The organism is Desulfocicer vacuolatum DSM 3385 (genome assembly GCF_900176365.1).
Classification (GTDB): Bacteria; Desulfobacterota; Desulfobacteria; order Desulfobacterales; family Desulfobacteraceae; genus Desulfocicer; species Desulfocicer vacuolatum.
In genome coordinates, this window is record NZ_FWXY01000001.1 from 271283 (window position 1) to 296863 (window position 25581).

The window sequence follows — 25581 nt, forward strand, 5'->3', positions numbered from 1 at the left end:
CAATGAGCCAGAAACAAGAAAATAAAAACATTCGAAATATCGCCATCATTGCCCATGTTGACCATGGTAAAACCACCTTGGTGGATGCCATGTTCAAACAGAGCGGGGTGTTCAGACAGGGAAAAGAGGTGGATGACCGCATCATGGATTCCATGGATCTGGAGCGGGAACGCGGCATCACCATCTCCGCCAAAAATTGCGCTGTCATGCTGGGGGAGACCAAAATCAACATCTTGGACACCCCGGGCCATGCCGACTTCAGTGCCGAGGTGGAGCGTGCCCTTTCCATGGTGAACGGTGCCATCCTTCTGGTGGATGCCTCGGAAGGCCCTCTGCCCCAGACCCGGTTTGTGCTGAAAAAAGCACTGGAGGCCGGGCTTCGTATCATTGTGGTGATTAACAAGATTGACCGGGCCGATGCAAGGACCATGGAGGTGCTGGATGAGATCTATGACCTTTTCATTGATCTGGATGCCACGGATGATCAGATTGACTTTCCCGTGCTATATGCAGTGGGACGGGACGGCATTGCCAAAAATGAACTGGAGGATGATTCCCAGGACCTTCAGCCACTGTTTGATGTTATTTTAAATGAAATTCCTGCCCCCACCTTTGATCCGGCAGAGCCCTTTCAAATGTTGGTATCTGATCTGGGCCATTCCGATTACACCGGGCGTCTTGCCATTGGTAAAATTGCCAACGGTCGGGTCAGTTCCCGTGATGAATTGGTGCTCATCGGACAAGACAACACCCCCATGAAATTGAAGGTTTCCAGCCTTCAAAGTTATGACGGTGCATCCCTTGGTCCTGCCGATGTGGTGGAGGCCGGTGACATTGCTGTGGTTTCGGGAACTGACATCTTTGAAATTGGCGACACCATATGCACCAAGGAGTTTCCCAAAGCATTGCCCCGCATCACCGTTGATGAACCCACGGTGTCCATGATGTTCTCCTCGTCAGACTCCCCTTTTTCCGGTATGGAGGGCAAGCTTGTCCAGTCCAGTCGCATCAGGGAACGCCTGGAAAAGGAAGCCCTGGCCAATGTGGCAATCTCCGTTAAAGAAACCGTGGAAAGGGGCTCTTTTGTGGTCCAGGGACGGGGAGAATTCCAGATGGCCATTCTGGTGGAAACCATGAGACGGGAAGGATTTGAGCTTTGTGTGGGCAGACCCGAGGTGATTTATCGCACCGATGACAAAGGCCATAAAACAGAACCGGTGGAACGCCTTTACGTGGATTGTGAAGAGACTTTCACCGGTGTGGTCACAGAAAAACTTTCCATTCGAAAGGGACGTCTGGTGAACCTCTCCAACAAGCGGGGACGAGCCAACATTGAATTTTCCATTCCCTCCCGGGCCCTCATTGGTTACCGGGATGAATTTCTCACTGATACCAAGGGTACCGGTATCATGAACTCCATCTTTGATGGATATGAGGAGTACCGGGGGGATTTTCCCACCCGGCGAACGGGCTCCCTTGTCAGTGATAGAAAAGGAAAAGCCGTCCCCTATGCCCTTTACAACCTGGAACCCCGGGGGCGTCTCATGATTGTCCCGGGCACCCCTGTTTACGAAGGCATGGTGGTGGGAGAACACAGCAAGAGCAACGATCTGGATGTCAACCCCTGCAAGGAAAAGAAATTAACGAATATGAGGGCTTCGGGTAAGGATGACAGCACCACCTGTTCTCCGGTGAAACCCCTGACCCTGGAGCAGGCATTGAACTTTGTCAATGAAGATGAGCTGGTGGAAGTAACGCCTTTGAGTATCCGGGTTCGCAAAAAAATTCTTTCCCGTCAAAGACGGTATACCAACAGATAACTTCTTTATAACTCAACTTTCGGGCTTCATTTCAAAGCCGGCACTTTTAAATGTACCAATGGGGTCAGTGTGCCGACGGGGTCAGGCTTTTGTTATTGATGTTATCGACCAAGGCCTTTGCCAACGAAAAAAGCCTCGATAATGTCAATAACGAAAGCCTGACCCCACCACGATATGCGAACACCGAAAGTTGAGTTTATAACTGCCACGGGCAGATCTTATTCTGGCCTCGGTCTGCCCACAACGAAGCTTAAAATACACCTCTGATTTGCGGAGTATTTCATATAAAAACTGCCACGGGCAGCCCATAATGGCAAAAGATTTATCTGCGATAGCGTAATATTCTTCCTCGAAACGGTTGCACTAAGTATTCTGTGGCACCGGGTTTGGTCTGGGTGTGGGAATAACCCAATTTCACCATTTTTTTACTGAACTTGGCATGGTTTCCGCGTCCCGGGTCCACGATAATCACTTCACAGTTATTTTTTGCATGTTGATTGATAAAAAGAGATAAAATTTGTGCATGGTCTCTTTCATACAAAAGGTCACTGCCGATAATAAGATCAAATTGGCCCAGATCACTCTTTTCATCTTCCCAGCCGGTACGAACAAAGGGTATATTTTTTCCTTGATTCAGTTTGATATTCTCAAGAAGAAAATTTTCAGCTTCAGGATGGTAATCTGTGGCAGTGATATCAGCACAACGATGATTCAACAAAAGACTGGCCAATCCGATGCCACACCCCACCTCTAAAATTCGCTTTCCAGCGATATTAAAATCAAAAAGAAAATGAGATAATACCAGGCCGGAATCCCAGACAACGCCAAACAAGGGCCATGTTGCCGATGAAATTCCCAATTTCTCGGCGATACCATCATCATCACGGTATTGCTGATTGTCGCGTAAGGTTCGGACATGAATATCTACTTCATCAAACTCAATGGTTTGATAACAAATGCGTAACGATGACATAATATGCCTATGTTTTATTTCAAATATGTTAACTTATATGCTCAATGGTATCCAATAATTCAATATCTCCATCACAGGTGAAAATGACGCCCAGCGCCCCACCACCCACACGTTAGCGACGCTTTGAATCTCCAGTAAATAGCTTCTGTAAATTTTTAAAACAAAATCCAGATTATAGATTACAGGTCACGCCCAAGGACATCAGGCAGAATTTCATAATGATCAAAAGGAGGCATCACACAGGCCCCCTGGAAGAACTCCCGGGCCACAGCCACCATGTCCCGGGCATTGGACACCCCCTGGGCCACGGAATCCGAGGCACTGTGCATCTTTTTTCTAAGGGCTTCAGGCACAGCAATGCCTGCCACGCGCTCATGGAGAAAATCCGCATGCCTGGGGGTTCTTAAAGGCAAAATTCCCATGATAACGGGAATGTTCAAGTGGGCCACAGCCTGGGAAATTTCCTTTGCAGTGTCCCGGTCATAGATGGGCTGGGTCACTGCGTACTGCGCCCCTGCTGCCACTTTTTTCTCCAACCGTTTCACTTCCCGTTCCAGGCCGTTCACTTCGGGACGAAAATCCAGTACTGCACCGGTGTGAAGACCGGACTCCCGGGCCATGGTCACCAGCTCAAATACATTAACATCCTTAACATCAGACACGATTTTTCGATCTGCCATGGCCACAAAATCCCCGGTGGCAACCAGGACGGAAGAAACTCCCAATGCCTTGGCCCCCCACATCAGGGACTGGAGACTGATGCGGTTATGATCCCGGGTGGTGCAATGGAACACAGCCGGACGTCCGGTGCGCTGCTGAATCAGGGCACACAAAGCCATGGCGCACATGCGGGGTTTGGCAACAGGGTTGGTGGCCACGCTGAAACCATCCACAGGCAGATCCCCAAGCGCTTCCAAGGAGGTCAAAAGGGCTTCCGGATCATCCCCCCCCGGGGGCACCACTTCAATTGTGAGGATAAATTTTTCAAAATCCAGGTCGTTTACAATTACTTTTTCTGCATCATCAAATGTCCTGTTTTTCACAATTCACCTCCATGATTTTAAATTGAATTTTGATACCGTCTGAAACGGCTTTGAAACTCAAAGAAACGCGGGGTCTGCCATTATTGTATTTTCATTGTTCCTACCGGCGGCATGGCGATTAAACATCTTCATCCCCGGGTCCATTGAGGCTGAAATCCAGGCGAACCGTGGCCTTTCGCTGGGCAAGTTCTTTATCCAGCATCATAAGGCCCTGGGGACTGGGTCCAATGAGTTTAAGCTGATCAATGATGTCATGATCATTTTCCTCTTCTTCCACCTGTTCCGTCACAAACCACTGGAGAAAAATCCGGGTGGCATGGTCTTTTTCTTCCATGGCGGTTTCCATTAAATCATTTATGGAGGCCGTAATAAACTCTTCATGGGCAAGGGTTTTCTCAAACATGTCCATGGCGGATTCAAAGGAGGAAGCCGGGGCTTCAATGGCTTTCAAAATCACCCGTCCCCCCCGGCTGTGAATATAGTCATACAATTTCATGGCATGGGACATCTCTTCATGGTACTGCACCATGAACCAGTTGGAAAATCCCTTAAGACCCATATCTCCGGCATGGATGGACATGGACATATAAAGATAGGCAGAAAACATCTCTTTGTTCACTTGATCATTTAATGCGGTTTCCATTTTTTTACTGAGCATGTGCGGTTCTCCTCTAAATTTATAGTATTTTTTTACATGAAACTCCTGTCCAAAGGTCTGGAATCATATCAGCATGCGAAGGATGTCTGTTGCAACTTTTGGTTGGAAAACGAGTGCAGCGAATCCTTCCAGCTATTATTTACTCGTCAGTCATAAGTTCTCCAGTTTGACGCCACACAATGTGTTTCTTTGAAATTAACATATCCCATGTGGTATGAGAAATGAGAACTTCGGACTCATGAGTTATTTATTTACTCTAATTATATTAAGAGCGCATGTCAAATTTAAGATATAAGGCATTGCATTGCTCACAAATGTAAACATTATTCTCTTGACAAGACAGATACACACACATACTATCACAACGATTGCTTTTATTATCTTGATATTTGCTGATTATTTTTTGTAAAAAATTTCGGGAACCCAGAATGAAAACAAGGGCATTTCCTGTGAAATTTTACAGTGAGGCCCTTTTGGTGAATGAACACCAAAGCCAAAAATTTCGACCCTGCTTTTGCAAAATCCTCCGGCAACACTTTAATCATCCTCAGATAAAACAGCAAAATCGGGACAAACAGAGCAACAAATCTCCAAAACTTTTAAACTATTTTCCACCATGCCACCGGCATCTTTGGACCGGGGAACTTTTCCCAAGAGTCCTGCTTTTATAATGGATGATCCAACCGATCATCCGTGGCAGCCAACCTTTTACCAAAGGAGTAACACCATGGGCGTAAAACTCATTGAAACCACCCCTTCGGCCTATAGCTATCCTCTTCTTGTCAAAAACATCTTTAAAAATTCCCTGATACGATCCCCCGATCAGGAGATCATCTACCGGGACAAGATGAGATACACTTACCGGGATTTACATCGCCGGGTGGGGCAACTGGCCAACGCTCTTAGTGAGCTTGGTGTGAAACAGGGAGACACCGTGGCCGTGATGGATTTTGACAGCCATCGATATCTGGAATGTTATTTTGCCATTCCCATGATGGGTGCCGTGCTTCACACCGTGCACATCCGACTGTCACCGGAACAGATTCTCTACACCATCAACCATGCACAGGACGATGTGATTCTGGTGAACTCCGAACTTCTGCCTCTTTTGGAACCCATTAAAGATAAAATTGAAACCGTCAAAAAAATCATTCTCATCCAGGAGACTGACAAGGCCCCGGAAACAGCCATCCAATTTGACGACACCTACGAAAATATGGTCACCAATGCCAAAAAAGGGTATGAGTTCCCCGATTTTGATGAAAATGCCATGGCCACCACTTTTTATACCTCGGGCACCACCGGTAACCCCAAAGGGGTTTATTTCAGTCATCGTCAGCTGGTACTGCACACCTTTGGCCTCATGACCGGATTATGCGCCATTGACTCCCAGGCAGTGATGACATCCAAGGATGTGTACATGCCACTGACCCCCATGTTCCATGTCCATGCATGGGGCATGCCCTATCTTTTCACCATGCTTGGCAACAAACAGATCTATCCGGGACGCTATGAACCGGAAATGATTTTAAAGCTGGTGGTGGGAGAAAAGGTCACCTTTTCCCATTGCGTTCCCACCATTATTCACATGCTGGTGAACTCTCCTGTGGCGGATAAGGTGGATCTTTCCCAATGGAAGGTGGTCATTGGAGGCTCGGCATTGCCCAAGGGGCTTTGCAGTGCAGCACTTAAACATAAAATAAATCTCTATTCCGCCTATGGCATGTCAGAAACCTGCCCCCTCCTCACCATTGCGCACATCAAACCCCACATGGAAGAATGGAATGAAGATGCCTTGATTGACATCCGATGCAAAACCGGTATGCCCATTCCACTGGTGGACATTGAAATCATAGATCCCATGGGCAACCCTGTACCCCATGACGGTGTCCAGACCGGAGAAGTGGTGACAAGAACCCCATGGCTCACCCAGGGATACCTCCATAATCAGAGCAAAAGTGAAGAGCTCTGGGAAGGTGGCTGGTTACACACCGGCGATGTGGGCCACATTGACACCGAAGGGTACCTTAAAATCACCGACCGTCTCAAGGACGTGATCAAAACCGGGGGAGAATGGGTTTCTTCTCTGACACTGGAGGACATCATCAGTCAACATCCGGCAGTGAGTGAGGCAGCCGCCATTGGCATACCCGATGAAAAATGGGGAGAACGCCCAATTGTGCTGGTTGTACTTAAACCGGATACCCCTTCCCAGGGCCTGGAAGAGGAGATGAAAGCCATATTCATGGATGCCTTTAAAAAAGGCGAAATTCCCAAATATGGTGTACCGGATAAAGTACTTTTTGTGGATGAAATTGCCAAAACCGGTGTTGGCAAACTGGACAAAAAAGTGCTCAGAGTTCAATTCGCCGATTAATCCCTACCCAAAAAAAATTCTCCGGCAGAAGCATTGCCTTTGCCGGAGAAATCCGCCTCCCCGCCCCTCCTATATTCCAGTCTATCAGTTGATTAAAAGCAATGGGCAGCAATGGCGCTCCCCTGTTGCCACCCAAACGGCCAGAATAAGAATGAACCGCTTTTCAGGCTTGGCATTGACAAAAAAAGTCCGCTCATATATTAATTTTTATCTGTATCACTTTAAATTATGCCCCCCTGGAATTCCATTGACACCATAAACGGTCAGATGAATGTGGGCTGGAAATGATACTGCAACAATCAAATAGAAGTGGTTGACAGACCACATGTAATATACTGTCAAACGATATTTTTAACCCAGAAAATTAATTTTAACAAAGGGAGATGATGATCCATGTTGACAAAAATTTTTCCGTTTCTGCTGTGGTTTAAAGACTATGATGGGGACAAAATGAAACTGGATGTGGTGGCGGGTATCACCGTTGCCATGGTCCTTATTCCCCAATCCATGGCTTACGCCCAACTGGCAGGACTGCCTGCATATTACGGCCTGTATGCCGCCTTTTTGCCCCCCATGGTGGCGGCCCTTTTCGGTTCCAGTCGTCAGCTGGCCACAGGCCCCGTGGCTGTGGTCTCGCTGATGTCCGCAGCCTCCCTGGAACCCCTTGCCACGGCAGGAAGCGCCCAGTTTATTGCCTATTCCATCATTCTGGCTTTCACTGTGGGCTCATTCCAGCTGTTTCTGGGTGTTTTCCGGTTGGGACTTGTGGTGAATCTTCTTTCCCACCCTGTGGTTAACGGTTTTACCAATGCTGCTGCCATTGTCATTGCCTCTTCCCAGTTTTCCAAACTGTTCGGCGTATACGTGGATAAAGCAGGTCATCACTACCAGACCATCATCAACGTATGCAAGTCAGCCTTCCACTATACCCATTTCCCCACCCTTGGCATGGGTGTCCTGGCCATTGTGATCATGGTTGTGTTAAGGCGTTATAATCCCAGAATTCCCAATGTACTGGTGGCTGTGGCCGTTACCACTGTGTTGTCTTACTTCACCCATTTTAACAATGATACCTTTGTCTCTGTTACCCAGATTAAAAATCCTGAAGTTATTGAAATAATCAACGAGTTCAACCATGAAATCGCTGAAATTGAAAAACTGGGATCAGAACGTGCCATCTTGAACAATGAGATGAAGGCTGCCAAAGAAGAATCCAAGGCCCATGGCGGTCATTTTATCTCCAACAGAGAAATCGAGCTGAATCACCAACTGTCACTCCTCCAGGCAAAAATTGATCATGCCAAGGCCAAGGCCCATGAAAAACGGGAAACACTCAGACTGATTCATTTTTCCGTGGCAAAACAGGGGGGTGACACACCGGAATTTTACGTAGGCCCCGCCCTTCCGGACAACTCAGAAACCGATGGAAGAAAATGGCGCATCAAGATAGGTAATAAAGCCTTAAATATTGAAAGTTTAAAAATGATCGGCGGCGGTGCCGTTGTGGGGGATATCCCCAAGGGATTAAAAGTAGGCATTCCCAAGGCACCAGACAACACCTCCTACCTGGCCGCATTTATACAGCTGCTCCCCTATGCTGTGATTATTTCCCTTCTGGGATTCATGGAAGCCATTGCCATTGCTAAATCCATGGCAGCCAAAACAGGACAAAAGCTGGACCCCAACCAGGAACTCATTGGCCAGGGGCTTGCCAACATCATTGGCTCTTTTGGGCAAAGTTATGCCGTATCCGGTTCCTTTTCCCGCTCGGCGGTGAACCTCCAGGCCAATGCCGTCACCGGAGTATCTTCGGTTGTCACCAGTGTCATGGTGGCACTGACCCTTCTGTTTTTCACCCCGCTTCTTTATCATCTCCCCCAGGCAGTGCTGGCATCTGTCATCATGATGGCGGTCATCGGCCTTATCAACACCAAAGGTTTTGTCCATGCCTGGAAAGCCAAACGTTCCGACGGCATAATTTCCGTCATATCCTTTGTATGCACACTCTATTTTGCACCCCATCTTGAAGAAGGTATCATGGTGGGTGTGGCATTGACCTTCTTTTTGTTTATTTATAAGCACCTGAGGCCCAAAGTGGCCCTGTTGTCCATGTCCAAGGACAATACCTTGAAAAGTGCCATCAAATGCGGTCTTAAAGAGTGTGATCACATAGCAGTTGTGAGATTTGACGGTGCATTGATTTTCACCAACGCCACCTACCTTGAAGACAAGGTACTGGAATACATCTCTGAAAAGCCTGATCTTCTCCATGTGCTTATAGAATCCAGCGGCATCAACGACGTGGATGCGTCGGGGGAAGATGCCCTGTCCATTCTCATTGATACGGTGCGGGGAAGCGGTCGAGAGATCTCCTTTTGCGGACTCAAAGAGCGGGTCCTTGATGTCATCACCCGGACCAATCTGATCCAGAAAATCGGAGAGGAAAATATCTATCCTGAATCAGGTGCGGCCCTGTACCATATCCACAAGGCCATTCATGACAAAGGCGATTGTGTCTCCTGCCCCCTTAAAACCTGTAAGCCACTGGAGGATATTGCTGTTTCCTGATCCTGCCCTTTAACAGGTAGCGTCCCTCTTGAGTTTCTGATTCAGGAGGGACATTCACCAGATACCATTTGCCCAAAACATCAAAGGCCTTTCCCAAATCACTTTGGAAAAGGCCTTTTTTTTATATGAAACACTCAGCAAATCAGGGGTGTATTTCAAGTTTTGTTGTGGGCTGATCGAGGTCAGAATACGGTCTGCCCATGGCAGTTATATCGTATTTTTTTATAGCCCTCAATATCCTCCCCCTTATTTTTTCCATCCTTTCTATGGTTTAATGACAATGGTGGGATACAGCCCCTTTCTGGGTCCCTCGGGATAAGGTTGCAAAGTATTAAAAGAGATATATTGATTTTTCTGGGCATGGCCTTTTTTATCGCTGCCGTTGAAAAAGGCCCCATTGGCCTCCAGAATGTGATGAATGCGATCTTGAAAACCGGCAATAAAACTTGCACCATCCCCTTCAAAGAACATGTTGCCCATGGAAAGGCCACCATTTATCTTTGAAAATTTTTCAATGGAGATACTGTGATTTTTCAAATCTTTTGCAGATTTGATCATCCCCCACACAAGAGACCCTGCCGGTATTTCAAGGGGCTCTTTAATGTCAATGATGGTATGGGGCATGACAATGGAATCCTTGCCAATGGTCAGCCGACTGTCCGGACCGCCCTTTAAAAAGCTGTTAAATCCCACAAATACATTGGTACCCATATCGGCTTCAATGATCTTTGCTCCATGGGCCGTGACATTACACCCTTCCAGACGCGAATTGATGATATAACAATTTTCCTGGGCATTGGCACCTTTGCCCAGCCAGGCATTCTGTAAAAAAGCCCTCTGGGATACCAGTACATTCTCCCCGATATGGATGGGGGATTTGCTCACGGCATATCGATCCAGGGAAGCAGAGCTGGGCACTGGGATGGATTGTTCAATATTCACCACATCAAACACCCGCTGAAAAGCCTCTTTGCGATCCTCCACAAAATCAATGAGCTGTCCCTGGGGGGCAATTCCTGCTTTAAAATAAATATAATGATTTAACTCTTCCTGGGGATGGGTATAGATAAAATTAAATTCACCGGGAACCCGGACCCACACCGTTCCCGGTGCAATGTCAAGATGACTGATTTCTCCGGCCTGGACATAGGCAAAGTTGCCAATGACACTGTCTCTCATGGTGGTGAGATCCACTGTGGCAAAAGAGCCCAGAAAACAGCCGTCAGAGGGCGCACCATGGATATTGGCATAATTCATGGAGATGGTGTCTTTAATAAAAAATTCTTCCAAGGTTTCCGGATCATGGGAAAAATTGTGCACCAGGGTTTTAATGAGCAGACTGTCTGTGATCTCAATCTCTTCATCCCGGCTCACGGGAATTTCAAAGCCTTGATATTCAAAAAGATCTCCCGCCCTTTTAAGCTCATCGCCCCGGATATCACTTTTATATAAGAGCGAATTGGTGATGCGACACTGCCCCAGAAAATAACTGCCGGCAAGATTGGAATTTTTAAATTGAAAATTGAGACGATGATGGGGGGATATCCCAAAAAAAGCATAAAATTTAATCATCTGCTCAAAGGGGATAACGTTTTGAACATAAGGATTTACATCAAACTCCAGCTCCCTTAGATTGATATTGGCACGCTGGATAATCCGGTCATACAGCTTCTGTATCTCTTTCATGATTTATCCTCAAACTTTTTATCATCAGGTTTTTGATTTCATGGCATTGATCACGGCAGTGAACACATCGGACAATCTCAATACGCCAACGACTTCGTCATCCCGGGTGACCAGCATGGAAAGCCTTTTTCGCACAGACATCTGGTGCGCTGCCGTGGCAAGGGAAGTATTTTCATCAATGAAATCATTATCAGCAAGTTTTTTCATGAAATCTTCCACTTTCATCTGTAATGTTGTGGAGCTTGTGTACACATTTTCAATGGAGGTGTCATCCAGGCGAAGTTCTTCCCGCAACTGGGTGATAAAATTTGAACCAAACCCAAATTTACCCAGTTTATCAATATTTTTGACATCTTCTGTTCTGGGCTCCAATGCCCGGAGCATGTTAATCTGACTCAGCTTACCAACCACCTTTTCGTCACTATTGAGCACCAGCACTATCCAATGGGGATGGATGGAATTTTTCAAATCCACCTCAGGGGTTTCCAGGGCAAGAAGGGCTTCCAGAAATGTAGAACCTTCTGAAATGGTGGCATAATCGGAAATTGGGACCATTAAATCTTTTACAATATAATTCATCAAAAAATACTCCGATTGCAGGTTAATCAAGTTAAATCATCTTACTATCAGCGTTGCACAATATGATTCCAGAGCCAATTCAGTTTGACCATTTGATGACGGGACCGGCCAATTCTCTAAATTCCCTGAAATTTAAATTCTTAAAATAATCGATTTTTTCTACCATGTCTTTACTGTTATGGCAAGATATTGAAATTTTTGATCTTGATTCTTGTTTTTAACGTCTCTCCCCATTGAGAGGTTGCCAGCCATTGAGAAAATGGATATAACCTCCCCATGAAATCCCGCAATAACAAAAAAACCACCGTAAAAAAAAGAACCATCAATACCTTCACCCCCCATAAAGGTATTTTTTTCACGCTTTTTTTTACCTTGTTTGCCACGGTCACCGGCGTGGGCATTGTGGTGCCGTTGCTGCCGGTATATGCAGAACATCTCGGAGCCGCCGGCATCCAGGTGGGGCTTATATTCGGCTCTTTCTCCCTGTCGAGGACCCTGTTTCTTCCCTGGTTTGGGAAACTGTCGGACCAGAAGGGACGAAAAACCTTTATCCTCATGGGACTTGCCGGGTATACCCTGATGTCCATTGCCTTCATTGCCGGAGACTCGGTGACAGCCCTTATTTTCACACGATTTTTCCAGGGAATTGCCTCGGCCATGGTAATGCCCGTGGTCCAGGCCTATGTGGGAGAAATAACACCCCGGGGCAAGGAAGGCTACACCATGGGGCTTTTTAACATGTCCATGTTTGCAAGCCTGAGCATCGGCCCCATCCTGGGTGGGGTCATCACCGATGCCTGGTCCATGGATACAGCCTTTTTGTGCATGGGACTTCTGGCAGCCCTTGGCTTTGCCCTGAGTGCCTTTTATCTTCCCCCGGTGAGCCGGGAACCTGCCGCTGCCAGAGAAACGACACCCATTGCCTGGAAACTGCTTTTTAAAACCCCTTCCTTTGCCGGACTTTTTATTTATCGTTTTGCTTATACTGCCTGCATCTCCATCATCTGGTGCTTTATTCCGTTGTTTGCCCAGAATCGCTTTAATCTGTCCGGATCATCCACGGGTATTCTTGTAACCCTTGGCATCTTCATCAGTGGTCTTCTCCAGATCCCCATGGGAAAACTGGCCGACGCTATCAATAAACGATGGATGGTGATCATCGGGGGAATTTTGTGCGGAATAGCGTTCATGCTTATTTTCACCGCAGCCACCCACCGGGATTTACTCCTGGCAATATCGTTTTTTGGCCTGGGAGGGGGTATTTCCATGCCCGCCATCATGGCCATGGGGGTCATTCTGGGGCATGAAAAAAACTCCATGGCATCGGTGATGTCCATGTTAACCGTGGCGCACAGTGCGGGAATGATGGTGGGGGCCATGGGGGCAGGCGGGGTCATGGACTATTTTTCCCTTGAATATGCCTTTCCCTGTGGTACCATCCTCATGGCAACAGGGGTGATTCTGTTTTTTATATTCACCCGATCCCTTTCATTGATTCAAAAAAAGATATCTCCGGCAAGGCCCGGAGAACATGACATATAAGGATAACCTGATGCACCACAAACAAACATTATCGTTACAAGTAAATATTTGACTTGGGAATGTAAATGTTTGGGCAGTGCCCCATATTTGCCTGTTTGGAACTGCGTAGCATTCTATTTGCTAAGGTGAGCAGGCCAAAACGGATGAAGTTGGGGTACTGACCGAATATTTACCGTTACAACGAGGTGAATTCTGTTAAATAAACGCCTTAACCCGATGTTTTCAACATGGAGAAGCGCACAATGACCGTCCAGTCAAACTGCAAGGATTTGCTCAAAAAAATAGCGGACCTGGAAAAAGAACTCACAGATATTAAAAAAAATATTGCAAAATCTTACCAGGGTATATTTTCCCGCATGGGCACCCCCCATGAAAATAATTTATTTGAGATGATCATTGACAATGCACCGTTAATCATTGATGCCTTTGACACCCGGGGAAACTGCGTATTCTGGAATAAAAAAGGAGAGGAACTCCTGGGCTGGACAAAAAAAGAAGTGATCAAAAGCGATGATCCCCTGGCCCTTTTTTATCCAGATCCAACCTATCGTAAGAAAATTTTACAAATTATCCTGAAAGCAGACGGTAAATTCCGAAAATTCAGGCTTAAAGCCAAAAACGGTGACATGAGAATCCAGGAATGGGCCAACTTTAAATTTGGCGAAAACATTCACATCGCCTTTGGTATTGATATCACTGAAAAACAAAAAACCGAAAAAGATCTTGAACAGAGCCATTATTTCATCAAAACCCTGCTCCAGACCATTCCCAATCCTGTTTTTCACAAAAATGCCCAGGGCAGATACACCGGTTGCAACACCGCCTACGAGGAGTTCATGGGTATCCCGGAAAGAGAATTAATGGGTAAAACAGTGTTTGAAACGGCCCCTGAACATCTGGCCCAAAAATATCACGAACACGATACCGCTCTTCTGAAAAAACCCGGGAAAAATCATTTTGAAACCCAGGTGACCCAGATGGATGGAACACTCAGTGACATTATTATTGACAAAGCATCCATCATCAATTCCAAGGGAGAAATCACGGGTATTGTGGGGATATTCACCGATATTACCCACCGAAAACAGATGGAAAGGGCATTGAAAAAAAAGGAGGCACGTTTTCGGGCCTTTACCCAGGCCATTCCAGATATTTTGTTTATCTTTGATGAAGACGGCCGCTACATTGAAATTTTCACCAGTGCATCGGAACTTCTTTTTGATGAACTGACAGTATTAAAGGGAAATTATATTAAAAACACCTTGCCCACGGAGGTGGCCAGACAGCATATGCAGGTGATTGAAAAAACCATCCAGACCCAGAAAAGCCAGTTTTTTGAATATGCCCTGGATGTGCCCAAGGGCAGGTGCTGGTTTGAAAGTCACACAGCCCCCATCATGGGCCTTGAAGAAGAAAAATACTTTATTGCATCATCTGTAAGGGATATCACCGATCGAAAGCTTGCAGAAAAAGAAATTAATGAAAAAGAACGTCTGGCAGCCGTCATGGAGACCGCCGGGGCTGTGTGCCATGAATTAAACCAGCCTTTGCAGATCATATCCGGATGCTGTGAACTGCTGGCAGATGTCCATGGCCTGGATGCCAAGGTCCAGCGCAAAATAAATATCATCATGAAAGAGAGCCGGCGCATGGCAAAGTTAAATCATAACCTGATGAACATCACCAGCTATAAAACCAAGTCATACCTGAAATCAAAAATAATAGATATCAAGGGTGCCACAGAAGCATAGCAGGCACTTTTTTAACAATATCACAACGCCGCCAATGGCAGGATCAATTCCCTTTGCGGCGGATAAAGGAAAATATATTTATCATGTTAATCATCGGCAGTTACAATGATCTTGTGGTGGAACGGGAGGTTTCATTTGGATTTTACCTCAACCCCAAAGAGGATGAGGTATTACTCCCTGGAAAATATGCCCCCAGTGGACTCAAACCCGGGGATACCATCACGGTATTTGTTTATACGGATTCAGAAGATCGACCCATTGCCACCACCCTTACCCCCCGGGCTGTGGTGGGGGAATTTGCCTGCATGACCGTGGTGGACACCACAAGTTTTGGGGCCTTTCTGGACTGGGGCCTTGAAAAGCATCTTTTGGTACCGGCGGACGAAATGTCCCCCCGGCTGAGAAAGGGAGAACGCCATGTGGTCAAGGTGTGCCTGGACCCGGAAACCCAGCGGGTGTATGCCACGGCCCGCATTGAGCAGAATTTAAGTAAATACAAGGCCGGTATATCCCGGGGGGACGGGGTGGACCTCTTGATTTACCGCATCACAGATATGGGCTACCAGGCCATCATCAACAACAGTCACAGCGGTATGCTGTACAAGGCCGACACCATTCCCCCGCTTACCGTGGGGGATAAAACCAAAGGGTTTATCCATAAAATCAGGGAAGACGGAAAGATAGATCTGGTGCTCAAGCAGCCCGGTTATGCATCGGTGTCCGGCTCCAGCGACATTGTTCTTGATATTCTTGAAAAAGCAGGGGGGTTTCTCCCCTGCCATGACAAAACCAACCCGGAAATTATCAGAAAAACCTTTGCCATGAGTAAAAAAGAGTTTAAACGATCCATTTCCCGGCTCTACCGGGAGAGGGAAATTACCATTTCATCCACCGGCATCACCCGGAAATATTCTGATGCTCAGGACGAAGCAGATCATTCACCGATTTCACCGGATTAAAGGTGGAAAGGGGCACTTCCACAAACACCGTGGTCCAGAACGCCATGGAGCCATTCCACAATCCTGGAAGTTCCATGGCTTTAAGCTCCTTTCCCTGGCTGGATTTCATGGTGATGAAGCCGCTGTTATAATCGGCATAGTCATTTAAATTAAAAGGATTTCCCTTGTAATCCCGTACGCCGCACACCAGGTCCACAGGATTAAAATGGGTGGAAGAGGAAAGAATCTGTGCCTGGATGGGATCGTCATCATCCACCTGGGACGATTCCACAATTTGAAGGGAACACCCATATTTTCTGTCCCTGGCCCAGAAAGGCCCTCCTCCGGGCTCCCCAAGATTTTTAACCATGCCGCACACCCGGATGGGTCGGTTAAAAAGAGAAAATAAAGTGGACAATTTTTCCGATGCTTTCATAAGATTAAAATCATCCGGCAATGTCAAATGAAGTGTTTCACGGGCAAACCCAACCATTTTCTCCATGGCATCAACGGAAACTTTCCTGCCCTTTTCCAGAAAACCAAGGTACTGAAACACCTGATTCTGCAAATGAATTAAATAACCGCACAGCAATGCTTTCCAGGTGATGGTATCGCCCCGGTGGCAATCGGGAACCACATTATCAATGTTTTTAATAAATACAATGTCCGCACCAAGATCATTGAGATTTTCCAAAAGGGCACCATGGCCCCCCGGTCGGAAGATAAGTTCATCATCCAGGGAGCGAAATGCCCTGTTTCTCATATCCACGGCAATGGTATTAGTGGATTTTTTCTGTGTGGAAAAGCTGATATCAAAGGATTGACTGTTGTGCCGGTATCGATGTTTTACCGATGCAATGTGATCTTTTATGGCCTGTTCATGGACCTTGGAAACGGTATAATGAATGGGAATGGGCATTTCAGAACTCCGGGACTGGGCCATGGCCTCTGCCATGTGTTCCTCAAAGGCGGTGCGGGGGTGATCATCATAATTATGGAATTGAATAAGTCCTTTGGGTTTTTCCCCATAACCAAGCCCCCAGTGCTCCAGAACCCCCCCCAGGATTTTCCGGAACGCCCCCTTTTTCCGAAGTGTTTCCATGTTATACCCCTTCCGGGCCAGGCAGGACGAAAGCCCATCATAAAAAGCAAATTTATCAATGGATTCAATAAATTCAAAGAATAGTTTGTAATCTGCATTCTCTTTTGCCGCTGTGGCAATACTTTCCCGGGTGAGGGGATTATTGGAATTATACACAGACAGCAACGCTTTAAACATACGGGTGGCGGCACCGGATGCCGGAACAAATTTTAAAATACGATGGTCATTCAAAGCCTGGCTGTAACATTCAAGATAGGTGTCAAACAGATTCTCAGCAATTCTGTCAATGCCGTCTCCGGGGGTGCAGGGACGCACAAGGGAGATAAAGGAAAAACCCTTATCAAAAATCTCCATTTGAGAAATAATTTTTTCTTCAGGGATACCGCTTGAAATCAATTGTTCGATATTTTTTTCAGTTTCGCGAATTTTATCTTGGAATGTCTTCACAGAATTTATCTCCTCCACAGTTAAGAATCAAGTCATTGGTTCTCCCCCGGGCCATTGGCGGATAAAAACATACCGGGATGTATATTTTTTTTATTCGTATTCAAGACAGCCCGTTTCCATGCATGGAAACACGCCATACAAAAGACGGGTAAAAAACAACCGAGTCGGTATATCCTTTGACAGAAACAGCCCTGTTGATTCATATCTTTATGACACAAGTGTGTCAAGGGCATAACCTGCCACGCGATTCTTTCCACACAGTCACAACAATCCGTAATAAAAGCACACCCACCAAACAAAAATCCCCCCAAAAGCACATTTGTCTTTTGGGGGGATTATTTTATAAACACAAAATTCTCAGGAAGCTTTTTTAACGGTGACAAAATGCTCCTGCATGGCAACGGCACCACCGGCCTTGTCCCATTTTTCAAGACCGCCTTTCATCAGTTCATGGTCGGCAACCCCTTTGCCAAAGGCCCGGGATTCCACCGGCAATTTATGCCCGAACCCGTGAATCATGAAAACACAGTCCCTGTGAATAACATCGGTTACATTGGCACCGGTCACCGCAGAATACCCATTGGAACTGACCTCCACGGAATCTCCGTCCCGAATACCCATTTCCCGGGCCACATCGGTATGAATCCAAACAGTGTTGGTGGGCATCATCTCATGGAGAAGGGGGTTGTTCACTGTATGCCCCTGGGTGTGCAGGGCGCAGCGGCCAAAAACAACCCTGAAACGCTTTTCTCCATCTGTATTGGTATCCTGGTCCGGGTCTTTATAAGGCGGCAGGGAATCTATATCTGCCTTGGAAAGCTTTTCACTGATGACTTCAAGTTTTCCCGACGGAGTTTTCCAGGTAAAAGAATCCATGTCATGATAAATAGGATCTTTGGTAAGGGGAACCTGTGCCCCGTTATCAAAATCGTCAATGGTCAGACCGGTTCCCTGGAGCTGGTAGTTCCAGATCTCTTCAATGGTTTTAAATTCTCCCAATTTGCCTGCGTCCAGCTCCCGGGCCAGACCGGTGAAAATCTCCCAGTCGGCCAGGGAATCATACCGCGGCGCCAAAGCCCTTTTTCGCATGAAAAATTTAGGTTTAAGGCCACCTTTATGGGCAATGATGCTTTCCCGTTCAAGATAGGTGGACAGAGGTAATACCACATCAGAGTGCCATGCAGTATCACTCCAGGAAAAGGTAATGGAGACCAGCAGGTCCAGGTTCTCAAATATTTTTTTCTGGGCCTCGGGATCAGGCAGTGCCATCAACGGGTCATGGCGAAAGGCAATATAGGCCTTCACCGGATAGGGCTCAGCCGTTTCAATGGCTTTAAATGCCAGATGAAGCAGCCCCGGACCGGCATCAAAATGGTTGTACTTCCACCCCACCCCGTCAGCTCTTTTTTCATCGGGTTTGGGATAAAGATCGGCAAGGGCAGTTAATCCCTTTTGATTGCAGTCTTTGGCTTTATTGGTGATGGCAAGGCCACCCTTGGCCCCCAGGGAGCCCAGGAGTCCGTTAATAAGATAAGCGGTGCGACTCACATAAAAAGAGTCTTTAAACCGGGCCGTATTCCAGCCCGGATGCCACAACACCCGGGGCGCTGCCTTGGCAAGTTCCCGGCAAAAGACCAGCAGCCGATCCGGATCAATGTCACACACCTTGGCGGCCCATTGGGCTGTATAGGGTTTCACAAATTCTGCCAGGGCGTCAAAATCCTTGAAATGGCGTGACACATAGTCTGCATCGTAGAGGTTGTGGGCAATGAGGGTGTTTATCACCGCCAGATTAAACCCATAATCTGTTCCAGGTTTGACCAGAAAAAAATTATGTGCCTTGGATGCCGTCACCGTGGAACGAACGTCAATGACAGACAGCCTGCAACCGTTTTCCATGGCAGACATCAACTGATTTACTTCTCCCACGTTCACAGCTTCAAAAATATTGCGACTCTGGAGTATCACATGTTTTGCATTTTTAAGATCATAACTGACGCCCTTTCGGCCCAGCCCCATCACCGATTGGGCTGCATGGTGAACGTTCCGGGCGCAGGAAGCATCATGGTTGCAATAGTTGGGGGAGCCGATGCTTCGCATGAAAGCTTTGTGAAGATCGGGAAAGGGCCCCCCCCGATCGGACATGAGCACACTTTTGCTGCCATACTCTGCCATGATATTTTTAAGTTTATCTCCCACATAGGAAAAAGCCTCTTCCCAGGTGGCTTCACGCCATTTACCCTCACCCCGCTCTCCCACCCGGATAAGGGGTTTCTGGGGTTTTTCAGGATCATTTAACAGGCCGACCCCTGCGGCCCCCCTGGGACACACGGAGCCATCCAGGCCGCCGGGACGGCTTCCCTCAATGTTAACCACCTGACCATTTTCAGTGAAAACCTCGATGGGACACCGAACCGTACACATACCGCAAATGCTATAAGTTTTCTCCATGCGTTTTTATAAACCTCCCATGTGAACCACGCACCCGATGCTGCCTTGCAGCTTTAAAACGCACGATTCAACACTGTTTTATGGATTTGCCAAACCAAATCCAATACTGATTTCAAAGAGTGGGGACTCTTAAGAGCCAATTTAAATTTTCATTTTTTATAAGCAATTTCCATACCGACACAACAAAGATAGAAATTCCCCATAGATTTACGGAGTGTTTCATATAAAACTGGCATGTTTTGGCGGGCACAACGAATATAGGGTCGTAGACGCGAAGCCAAATGATATTATACCGCCGCCCCCCCGATGGGCAATGGGTCCGGACCGGAACTGTAGACAGCTCAATTGTCCGGTTCCTATTACCCATCGGGGGGGCGGCTCTGCTGAGGTTGGCCTGGAGGCTGCATTGTATATAACTGCCATGGACAGACTTTGTTTTAATCCGGCTCTGTCCACAACAAAACTTGAAGTATGTTCCTGATTTGCGGCGTAATTCATATAAAAAGAACCGCAACAGACGGGCCTCATATTATATGAGGTTTATGGATGCCCCATATGCAATAAAAAAGATGCAACGCAATAAAAAAAATGCGTCGCATCTTTAAAAGAACTGCCACGGGCAGACTGTATTCCGCCAGTGGCGGTTATAGAGAGGGGTGCAATAAAAATTTGCCCCCTGGATTATACCTGCCGGACCATAAAACCCCAGAATTCGATATTTGTTGTGTCTGTCAGGGTAAACACTCTTCAATTTGATCTATAAAACGACTTTTATTTGCATACTGCCCCTTACGATAGCTGGCATGGGTCAGATAGAGGAAACGTTCGGCCCGGGTCATGGCCACATACATAAGACGTCGCTCTTCCTGTAATGCCTTGGCACCGGCATCCACAGAACGCCAGTGGGGGAAAAGCTTTTCTTCACACCCCACCACAAACACTGTATCAAACTCAAGCCCCTTGGCTGAATGGATGGTTAAAAGTGCCACCCCGGATTCAGGTTCATCTTCATCATTGGTGTCCTCCCGGATCAGGGCTGCCTCTTCAAGGTACTCCAGAATATCTGATTTTTCCCGGGCCGCATATCTGAGTTGCTCCAGGTTTTCTTTTTTGGAGATAAATTCCCCTTCGGTTTTAAGCTTTTTTTTCAGATATCCATAATAATCCGTTGCATCAATGACACGGTCAATGGCCTCATCCGGGGTCAAATCCCGAATATCATCCAGAAGGTCCAGAAGATCAGATAAATTTTTATGAACCTTTGGCGTGAGCACCCGATCTTTCACCATGACCCGGGCACATTCCTGCAACCCCATGCCCTGCTCTTTAAGGGCACCGATTTTTTTCACCATGGCAGGTCCTATGCCCCGTTTGGGGGTATTGATCACCCGATCAAAGGAGACATCATCATTGGGAAACTGGGCTGCACTTAAATAAGAGTTGATATCCAGAACTTCCATTCTCTCAAAAAAACCCTGGGCACCCATGAGGCGATAGGGGATCTTAAACAGCCGAAACGTTTTCTCAAAGGCAAGGGAACAAAACTTGGTCCGGTACACCACTGCCATTTTATCAAAGGGAATGCCATCTCCATGGGCATTAAGGGCCTTGGCCCGGGCCGTTACCCACTGGGCTTCTTCGGCATCGGTGAAAAAATCGTGGATCTCCACCGTGCCCCCCCGTTTTTTGGAAAAACATTTTTTTTCCATCTTGTCGGCATTAAAATCAATGAGGCCGTTGGCCACTTGGACGATCTCATCTGCGGAGCGGTAATTTTCCTCCAGGCGGAAAATCCTGGCATTGTCATATCGCTTGGGAAAATCGAGAAAATGGTTGACATTACTGCCCCGGAATCCATACACCGCCTGCCAGTCATCCCCCACACAAAAAAGATTGCCATGGCTTCCCAAAAGCAAGCGGGTGAGCTCATCCTGAAGATTATTGGTATCCTGGTACTCATCCACCAGAATATGGGTGAACAATTGTTGATAATGCTTTCGGATGTCAGCATGATCCCTTAAAATATCCCGGGTTTTCAACAAAATATTATCAAAATCAACACTGTTGGCTTCCAACAGTTTTTGCTCGTATTTTGCAAATATATCCGCCACTCTTATCCCTGCAATGTGGGATTTAAAATCAAAATAGCTTTCCGGATTTCCGCTGTTTTTTGCCCGGGAAATGGCGGAAATAAAATTTGAAGCATGTTTTTTATCAAAATTACTTTCCACCAGAGCTTCGGTGACCAGTTTTTTCTGCTGGTACACGGAACATATCTGTATGGGCTCCCCATAGCCCAGCAGGTGACAATGTTTTTTAAAAATCAAGAGACAGGCAGAGTGATAGGTGCGCACCCAGGAAAATTTTGAATATCCCATGCCTGTGAGCTTGTAGAGCCGATTTTTCATCTCTTCGGCGGCTTTATTGGTAAAAGTGATGGCAAGAATTCGACCGGGGTCTTGACCTGTTTCAATCAAGTGCAGAATCTTTGCAGTCAATGTCCTTGTTTTGCCGGACCCGGCACCGGCAACCACCAGGGCCGGAGAACCGGAATGATTCACCGCGTTTTGCTGTTGTTGTGATAATTCCATGAACGGTTTATAGCTCCAAATTGAAAAACAGTGCCTGGAAATTACACCGGACACTGTTTTTTTTTATATGAAATACTCCGCAAACCGGGGATGTATTTCAAGCTTTGTTGTGGGCAGACCGAGGTCAGAATAAGGCCTGCCCGTGGCAGTATTAGATAATAAAACTTCCGGGCAACCTCAGCAGAGCCGCCCCTCCGACGGGTAATAGGAACCGGACAATTGAGCTATCTACAGTTCCGGTCCGGTAGGAGGGGCGGCGGTATAATACCATTTTATGGCATCTTTCATATGCCCCCAAAAGTAGTTGACACTTTTTTATCAAGTTTTTCCGAAAAATGGGTATACCTTTCTGAAAAGTGTAAACTGAAAAATGAAGATGCCCATTTCCTATATTTGTTGTGTCCGCCAGGACATATGGGTTAGAAGAAATTCAATTCAGGAGGCAATAATTTTCTTCAACTCGGTTTCAACTTTATTTCGAATTTCATCCAGACGTTCCGAAGAGTCGGCCTCAAACCGAAGCACCAGGGCCGGCTGGGTATTAGAGGCACGCACAAGCCCCCATCCTCCCTCAAAAAGGGCACGCATGCCGTCAATATCAATGACCTCATACCCTTTTTTAAACAAATCCGTGATCCGCTGCACCACATCAAACTTGATATCATCGGCACATTCCACCCGGATTTCCGGGGTGGTAAAGGTCTTTGGAAGATCCTCAATGAGCTGGGAAACGGTTTTACCGGAATTAACCATGATTTCCAGAAGACGCAAGGTGGCATACAAGGCATCATCAAACCCCAGAAAACGATCACTGAAAAAGATATGACCGCTCATCTCCCCTGCCAGGGCCGCGTTTTCCTCTTTCATCTTTTTCTTGATCAAAGAGTGCCCTGTGCGCCACATGATGGCACGCCCCCCATGTTTTTCAATGTCATTGTACATGGTCATGGAGCATTTCACCTCGGAAATAAATGTGGCACCTGGCTTCCGGGAAAGGATCTCCCTGGCAAATATCACCATGAGTTGGTCCCCGTAAATTATCTCTCCGTTTTCGTCCACCACACCAATGCGATCCCCGTCTCCATCATACCCAACCCCCAGATCAAGTTTTTTATCTTTTACAAGATCAATAAGCTCCAGCATATTTTTTTTCACCGTGGGATCAGCTTCATGGTTGGGAAAATTCCCGTCCATATCGCAATAAAGCTCATGCACCTCACATCCCAATGATTTCAACACCGGAAGGGCGGTTACACCACCGGTACCATTGCCTGCATCAATGCCAATGCGTATTTTTTTATCAATGGATACATTTTCTTCAAGGTAGGCTTTGTACGGGGTCACTACGTCCACCTGCTCAAGGGAACCCTCTCCCTGCACAAACTCACCGCTGTCAATAATCCTGCGGATATCCTGGAGCCCCTGGCTGTGGATGGAATCAAACCCACTCATCAATTTAAACCCATTGTATTCCGGAGGATTGTGACTGGCAGTAACCATGCCCCCACCCTGGGTTTGACAATGGTGAATGGAAAAATAGAGCACCGGCGTGGGGCAAACACCAATATCAATGACATCACATCCGGTGGAGAGAATTCCCTGGATAAACAGACGGGCATAATTTTCACCGGTCACCCGGCAATCCCTGCCCACGGTCACTTTTTTATTTCCATGGTGGTTTAAAAGCGTTCCATAGGCCTTTCCAATTTTAATCACATCCTCATCATTAAAATCTTCACCTGCCACACCCCTTATGTCATATTCCCTGAAAATTCCCGGATTCATGCAGCCTCCTTAAAAGCCTTGGTTTTATGTTTAAAAATTATTTTTTTTTATATAAAAAGGCAGCCTCCAAGGCAACCTCAGCAGAGCCGCCCCCCGACGGGCAATAGGAACCGGACAATTGAGCTGTCTACAGTTCCGGTCCGGGCCCATTGCCCGTCGGGGGGCGGCGGTATAATACCATTTGGCTCTGCGTCTACGACCCTATATTCGTTGTGTCCGACAGGACATGCCCGTTTTATATGAAACGCCACCCAAAGCATTGCAATGATTAGAGTTTCAAATTTCGTTGTGGGCAGGTCAAATCCCAATATGATCTGCCCATGGCAGTTATATGAAATACTCCGCAAATCTGTGGAGAATTTTTATCTTTGTTGTGGGCAGAACCGGATCAGAATACGGTCTGCCCGTGGCAGTTGTACGATCAACAAATATGTCCGGCAATGATGGCAACAATTCCCAGTGCCCAGCAATAGGGAGCAAAGAGATGCAATCTGCCCTTTCGAACAATGCGCATCAAAAAAATCAGGGCGCCATACCCCACAACAAAAGCGATGACTGTGCCACAAAGGGTGGCTCCCAGATCTATGGAAGAACCATGTTGCATGAAATCCTTAATACTTAAAATTTCCGCCCCCACAATGGCCGGAATGGACAGTAAAAAAGAAAACCGTGCCGCAGTTTCCCGGTCAATGCCTCCAAAAAGCCCTGCGGAAATGGTTGCGCCGGACCGGGAAATACCGGGTATTACAGCCAATCCCTGGCACAACCCCACCAACAACGCCCGTTTCATTCCAAAGGTCATGACACCGTCTCCTTGTGGGGCAACATGGCGGGTCATCCATAAAAAGGTGCCGGTGACAAGGAGCATGCACCCCACAAAGGATACCGAAGAAAATAAGGTATGAACATACGGTTTAAATCCCAGCCCCAAAAAGGCCGTGGGAATGGACGCAACAATAATTAAAAAAGCCAGTCGAACATTTTCATCTGTTTTGACTGTCTCCAGAAACTCTTTTCCGGAAAAAATCAGCTTAATCAGTTCAAACAGTGAAATGAGCATGCGTTTAATATCCTGGAAAAAAACAACCACAACGGCCAGCAATGTACCCATATGGAGGCTGACATCAAAAAACAACGCCGGTTCTGTGATACCGAAAAAAGATTGGCCCAGTGCCAGGTGCCCGGAACTGCTGACGGGTAGGAATTCGGTGAGTCCCTGTAGAATGCCAAGAATAATGCCCTGATAAATTTCCATTTTTTCTCCGATTGC

Annotated in this window: 16 protein-coding genes; 6 read left to right on the top strand and 10 right to left on the bottom strand. The window is 46.8% G+C overall.

Annotated elements, in window-relative coordinates; genetic code table 11:
• Positions 1-2: 2 nt before the first annotated feature.
• On the top strand, positions 3-1820 hold the full coding sequence (gene typA, locus B9A32_RS01285) for a translational GTPase TypA (RefSeq protein WP_084066556.1): 1818 nt from the start codon (positions 3-5) through the stop codon (positions 1818-1820).
• A gap of 322 nt (positions 1821-2142) precedes the next feature.
• On the opposite strand, the gene B9A32_RS01290 is transcribed toward typA, so the two are convergent.
• From B9A32_RS01290 to B9A32_RS01300, 3 genes are all read right to left on the bottom strand, one after another.
• Positions 2143-2793: a class I SAM-dependent methyltransferase gene (locus B9A32_RS01290; protein ID WP_084066557.1), complete on the bottom strand. Its 651-nt coding sequence runs from the start codon at positions 2791-2793 to the stop codon at positions 2143-2145.
• Between the two features lie 179 nt (positions 2794-2972).
• Positions 2973-3836, bottom strand: a complete 864-nt coding sequence (locus B9A32_RS01295) for a methylenetetrahydrofolate reductase (protein ID WP_232366989.1) — start codon at positions 3834-3836, stop codon at positions 2973-2975.
• A 118-nt stretch (positions 3837-3954) separates the two neighbouring features.
• Positions 3955-4494 carry a ferritin gene (locus B9A32_RS01300; RefSeq protein ID WP_084066558.1) on the bottom strand — a complete coding sequence of 180 codons (540 nt, stop codon included), beginning with the start codon at positions 4492-4494 and terminating at the stop codon, positions 3955-3957.
• A 727-nt stretch (positions 4495-5221) separates the two neighbouring features.
• On the opposite strand from B9A32_RS01300, the gene B9A32_RS01310 reads away from it, so the two are divergent.
• Together B9A32_RS01310 and B9A32_RS01315 are read left to right on the top strand one after the other, a co-directional pair.
• Positions 5222-6871, top strand: coding sequence for a fatty acid--CoA ligase (locus B9A32_RS01310; RefSeq protein WP_084066560.1), 1650 nt, complete (start codon positions 5222-5224; stop codon positions 6869-6871).
• Between the two features lie 393 nt (positions 6872-7264).
• Positions 7265-9439: a SulP family inorganic anion transporter gene (locus tag B9A32_RS01315; RefSeq protein WP_084066561.1), complete on the top strand. Its 2175-nt coding sequence runs from the start codon at positions 7265-7267 to the stop codon at positions 9437-9439.
• A 264-nt stretch (positions 9440-9703) separates the two neighbouring features.
• Here B9A32_RS01315 and B9A32_RS01320 read toward each other — a convergent pair whose 3' ends face one another.
• On the bottom strand, positions 9704-11125 hold the full coding sequence (locus tag B9A32_RS01320; RefSeq protein ID WP_084066562.1) for a transferase: 1422 nt from the start codon (positions 11123-11125) through the stop codon (positions 9704-9706).
• Positions 11126-11149: 24 nt separating this feature from the next.
• Positions 11150-11704, bottom strand: a complete 555-nt coding sequence (locus B9A32_RS01325; RefSeq protein WP_084066563.1) for a CBS domain-containing protein — start codon at positions 11702-11704, stop codon at positions 11150-11152.
• 276 nt (positions 11705-11980) lie between these two features.
• Here B9A32_RS01325 and B9A32_RS01330 point away from each other — a divergent pair, with 276 nt between their 5' ends.
• The 3 genes from B9A32_RS01330 (at position 11981) to B9A32_RS01340 (ending at position 15956) form a co-directional block, all read left to right on the top strand.
• Positions 11981-13246 carry an MFS transporter gene (locus B9A32_RS01330; protein WP_084066564.1) on the top strand — a complete coding sequence of 422 codons (1266 nt, stop codon included), beginning with the start codon at positions 11981-11983 and terminating at the stop codon, positions 13244-13246.
• A gap of 242 nt (positions 13247-13488) precedes the next feature.
• Positions 13489-14997, top strand: a complete 1509-nt coding sequence (locus B9A32_RS01335) for a PAS domain S-box protein (protein WP_170923650.1) — start codon at positions 13489-13491, stop codon at positions 14995-14997.
• An 83-nt stretch (positions 14998-15080) separates the two neighbouring features.
• Positions 15081-15956, top strand: coding sequence for a CvfB family protein (locus tag B9A32_RS01340; RefSeq protein ID WP_084066686.1), 876 nt, complete (start codon positions 15081-15083; stop codon positions 15954-15956).
• Here the strand turns inward: B9A32_RS01340 and B9A32_RS01345 are convergent.
• The 5 genes from B9A32_RS01345 to B9A32_RS01365 all read right to left on the bottom strand — a co-directional run bounded on the left by B9A32_RS01345 (position 15895) and on the right by B9A32_RS01365 (position 25566).
• A complete protein-coding gene (locus tag B9A32_RS01345) occupies positions 15895-17484 on the bottom strand; it encodes a DUF4301 family protein (RefSeq protein WP_212637547.1) in 1590 nt (529 codons plus the stop codon). The genes B9A32_RS01340 and B9A32_RS01345 overlap by 62 nt on opposite strands.
• Before the next feature lie 357 nt (positions 17485-17841).
• Entirely contained in the window at positions 17842-19935 is a 2094-nt protein-coding gene (locus B9A32_RS01350) for a molybdopterin-dependent oxidoreductase (protein ID WP_084066567.1), read from the bottom strand.
• 731 nt (positions 19936-20666) lie between these two features.
• A complete protein-coding gene (locus B9A32_RS01355; protein WP_084066568.1) occupies positions 20667-22526 on the bottom strand; it encodes an ATP-dependent helicase in 1860 nt (619 codons plus the stop codon).
• Between the two features lie 435 nt (positions 22527-22961).
• Complete coding sequence (locus B9A32_RS01360; protein WP_084066569.1) at positions 22962-24311, bottom strand: phosphomannomutase/phosphoglucomutase; 1350 nt, start codon at positions 24309-24311, stop codon at positions 22962-22964.
• A gap of 421 nt (positions 24312-24732) precedes the next feature.
• Positions 24733-25566 (bottom strand): undecaprenyl-diphosphate phosphatase, encoded by an 834-nt coding sequence (locus B9A32_RS01365; protein ID WP_084066687.1) that lies wholly within the window; start codon positions 25564-25566, stop codon positions 24733-24735.
• Positions 25567-25581 lie beyond the last annotated feature (15 nt).

What these genes read in the sequence shown, in the direction of transcription:
- typA (WP_084066556.1), top strand. Translation starts at nt 3, where the DNA reads ATGAGCCAGAAACAAGAAAATAAAAACATTCGAAATATCGCCATCATT.
- B9A32_RS01290 (WP_084066557.1), bottom strand. Translation starts at nt 2,793, where the DNA reads ATGTCATCGTTACGCATTTGTTATCAAACCATTGAGTTTGATGAAGTA.
- B9A32_RS01300 (WP_084066558.1), bottom strand. Translation starts at nt 4,494, where the DNA reads ATGCTCAGTAAAAAAATGGAAACCGCATTAAATGATCAAGTGAACAAA.
- B9A32_RS01310 (WP_084066560.1), top strand. Translation starts at nt 5,222, where the DNA reads ATGGGCGTAAAACTCATTGAAACCACCCCTTCGGCCTATAGCTATCCT.
- B9A32_RS01315 (WP_084066561.1), top strand. Translation starts at nt 7,265, where the DNA reads ATGTTGACAAAAATTTTTCCGTTTCTGCTGTGGTTTAAAGACTATGAT.
- B9A32_RS01320 (WP_084066562.1), bottom strand. Translation starts at nt 11,125, where the DNA reads ATGAAAGAGATACAGAAGCTGTATGACCGGATTATCCAGCGTGCCAAT.
- B9A32_RS01325 (WP_084066563.1), bottom strand. Translation starts at nt 11,704, where the DNA reads ATGAATTATATTGTAAAAGATTTAATGGTCCCAATTTCCGATTATGCC.
- B9A32_RS01330 (WP_084066564.1), top strand. Translation starts at nt 11,981, where the DNA reads ATGAAATCCCGCAATAACAAAAAAACCACCGTAAAAAAAAGAACCATC.
- B9A32_RS01335 (WP_170923650.1), top strand. Translation starts at nt 13,489, where the DNA reads ATGACCGTCCAGTCAAACTGCAAGGATTTGCTCAAAAAAATAGCGGAC.
- B9A32_RS01340 (WP_084066686.1), top strand. Translation starts at nt 15,081, where the DNA reads ATGTTAATCATCGGCAGTTACAATGATCTTGTGGTGGAACGGGAGGTT.
- B9A32_RS01350 (WP_084066567.1), bottom strand. Translation starts at nt 19,935, where the DNA reads ATGGAGAAAACTTATAGCATTTGCGGTATGTGTACGGTTCGGTGTCCC.
- B9A32_RS01355 (WP_084066568.1), bottom strand. Translation starts at nt 22,526, where the DNA reads ATGGAATTATCACAACAACAGCAAAACGCGGTGAATCATTCCGGTTCT.
- B9A32_RS01360 (WP_084066569.1), bottom strand. Translation starts at nt 24,311, where the DNA reads ATGAATCCGGGAATTTTCAGGGAATATGACATAAGGGGTGTGGCAGGT.
- B9A32_RS01365 (WP_084066687.1), bottom strand. Translation starts at nt 25,566, where the DNA reads ATGGAAATTTATCAGGGCATTATTCTTGGCATTCTACAGGGACTCACC.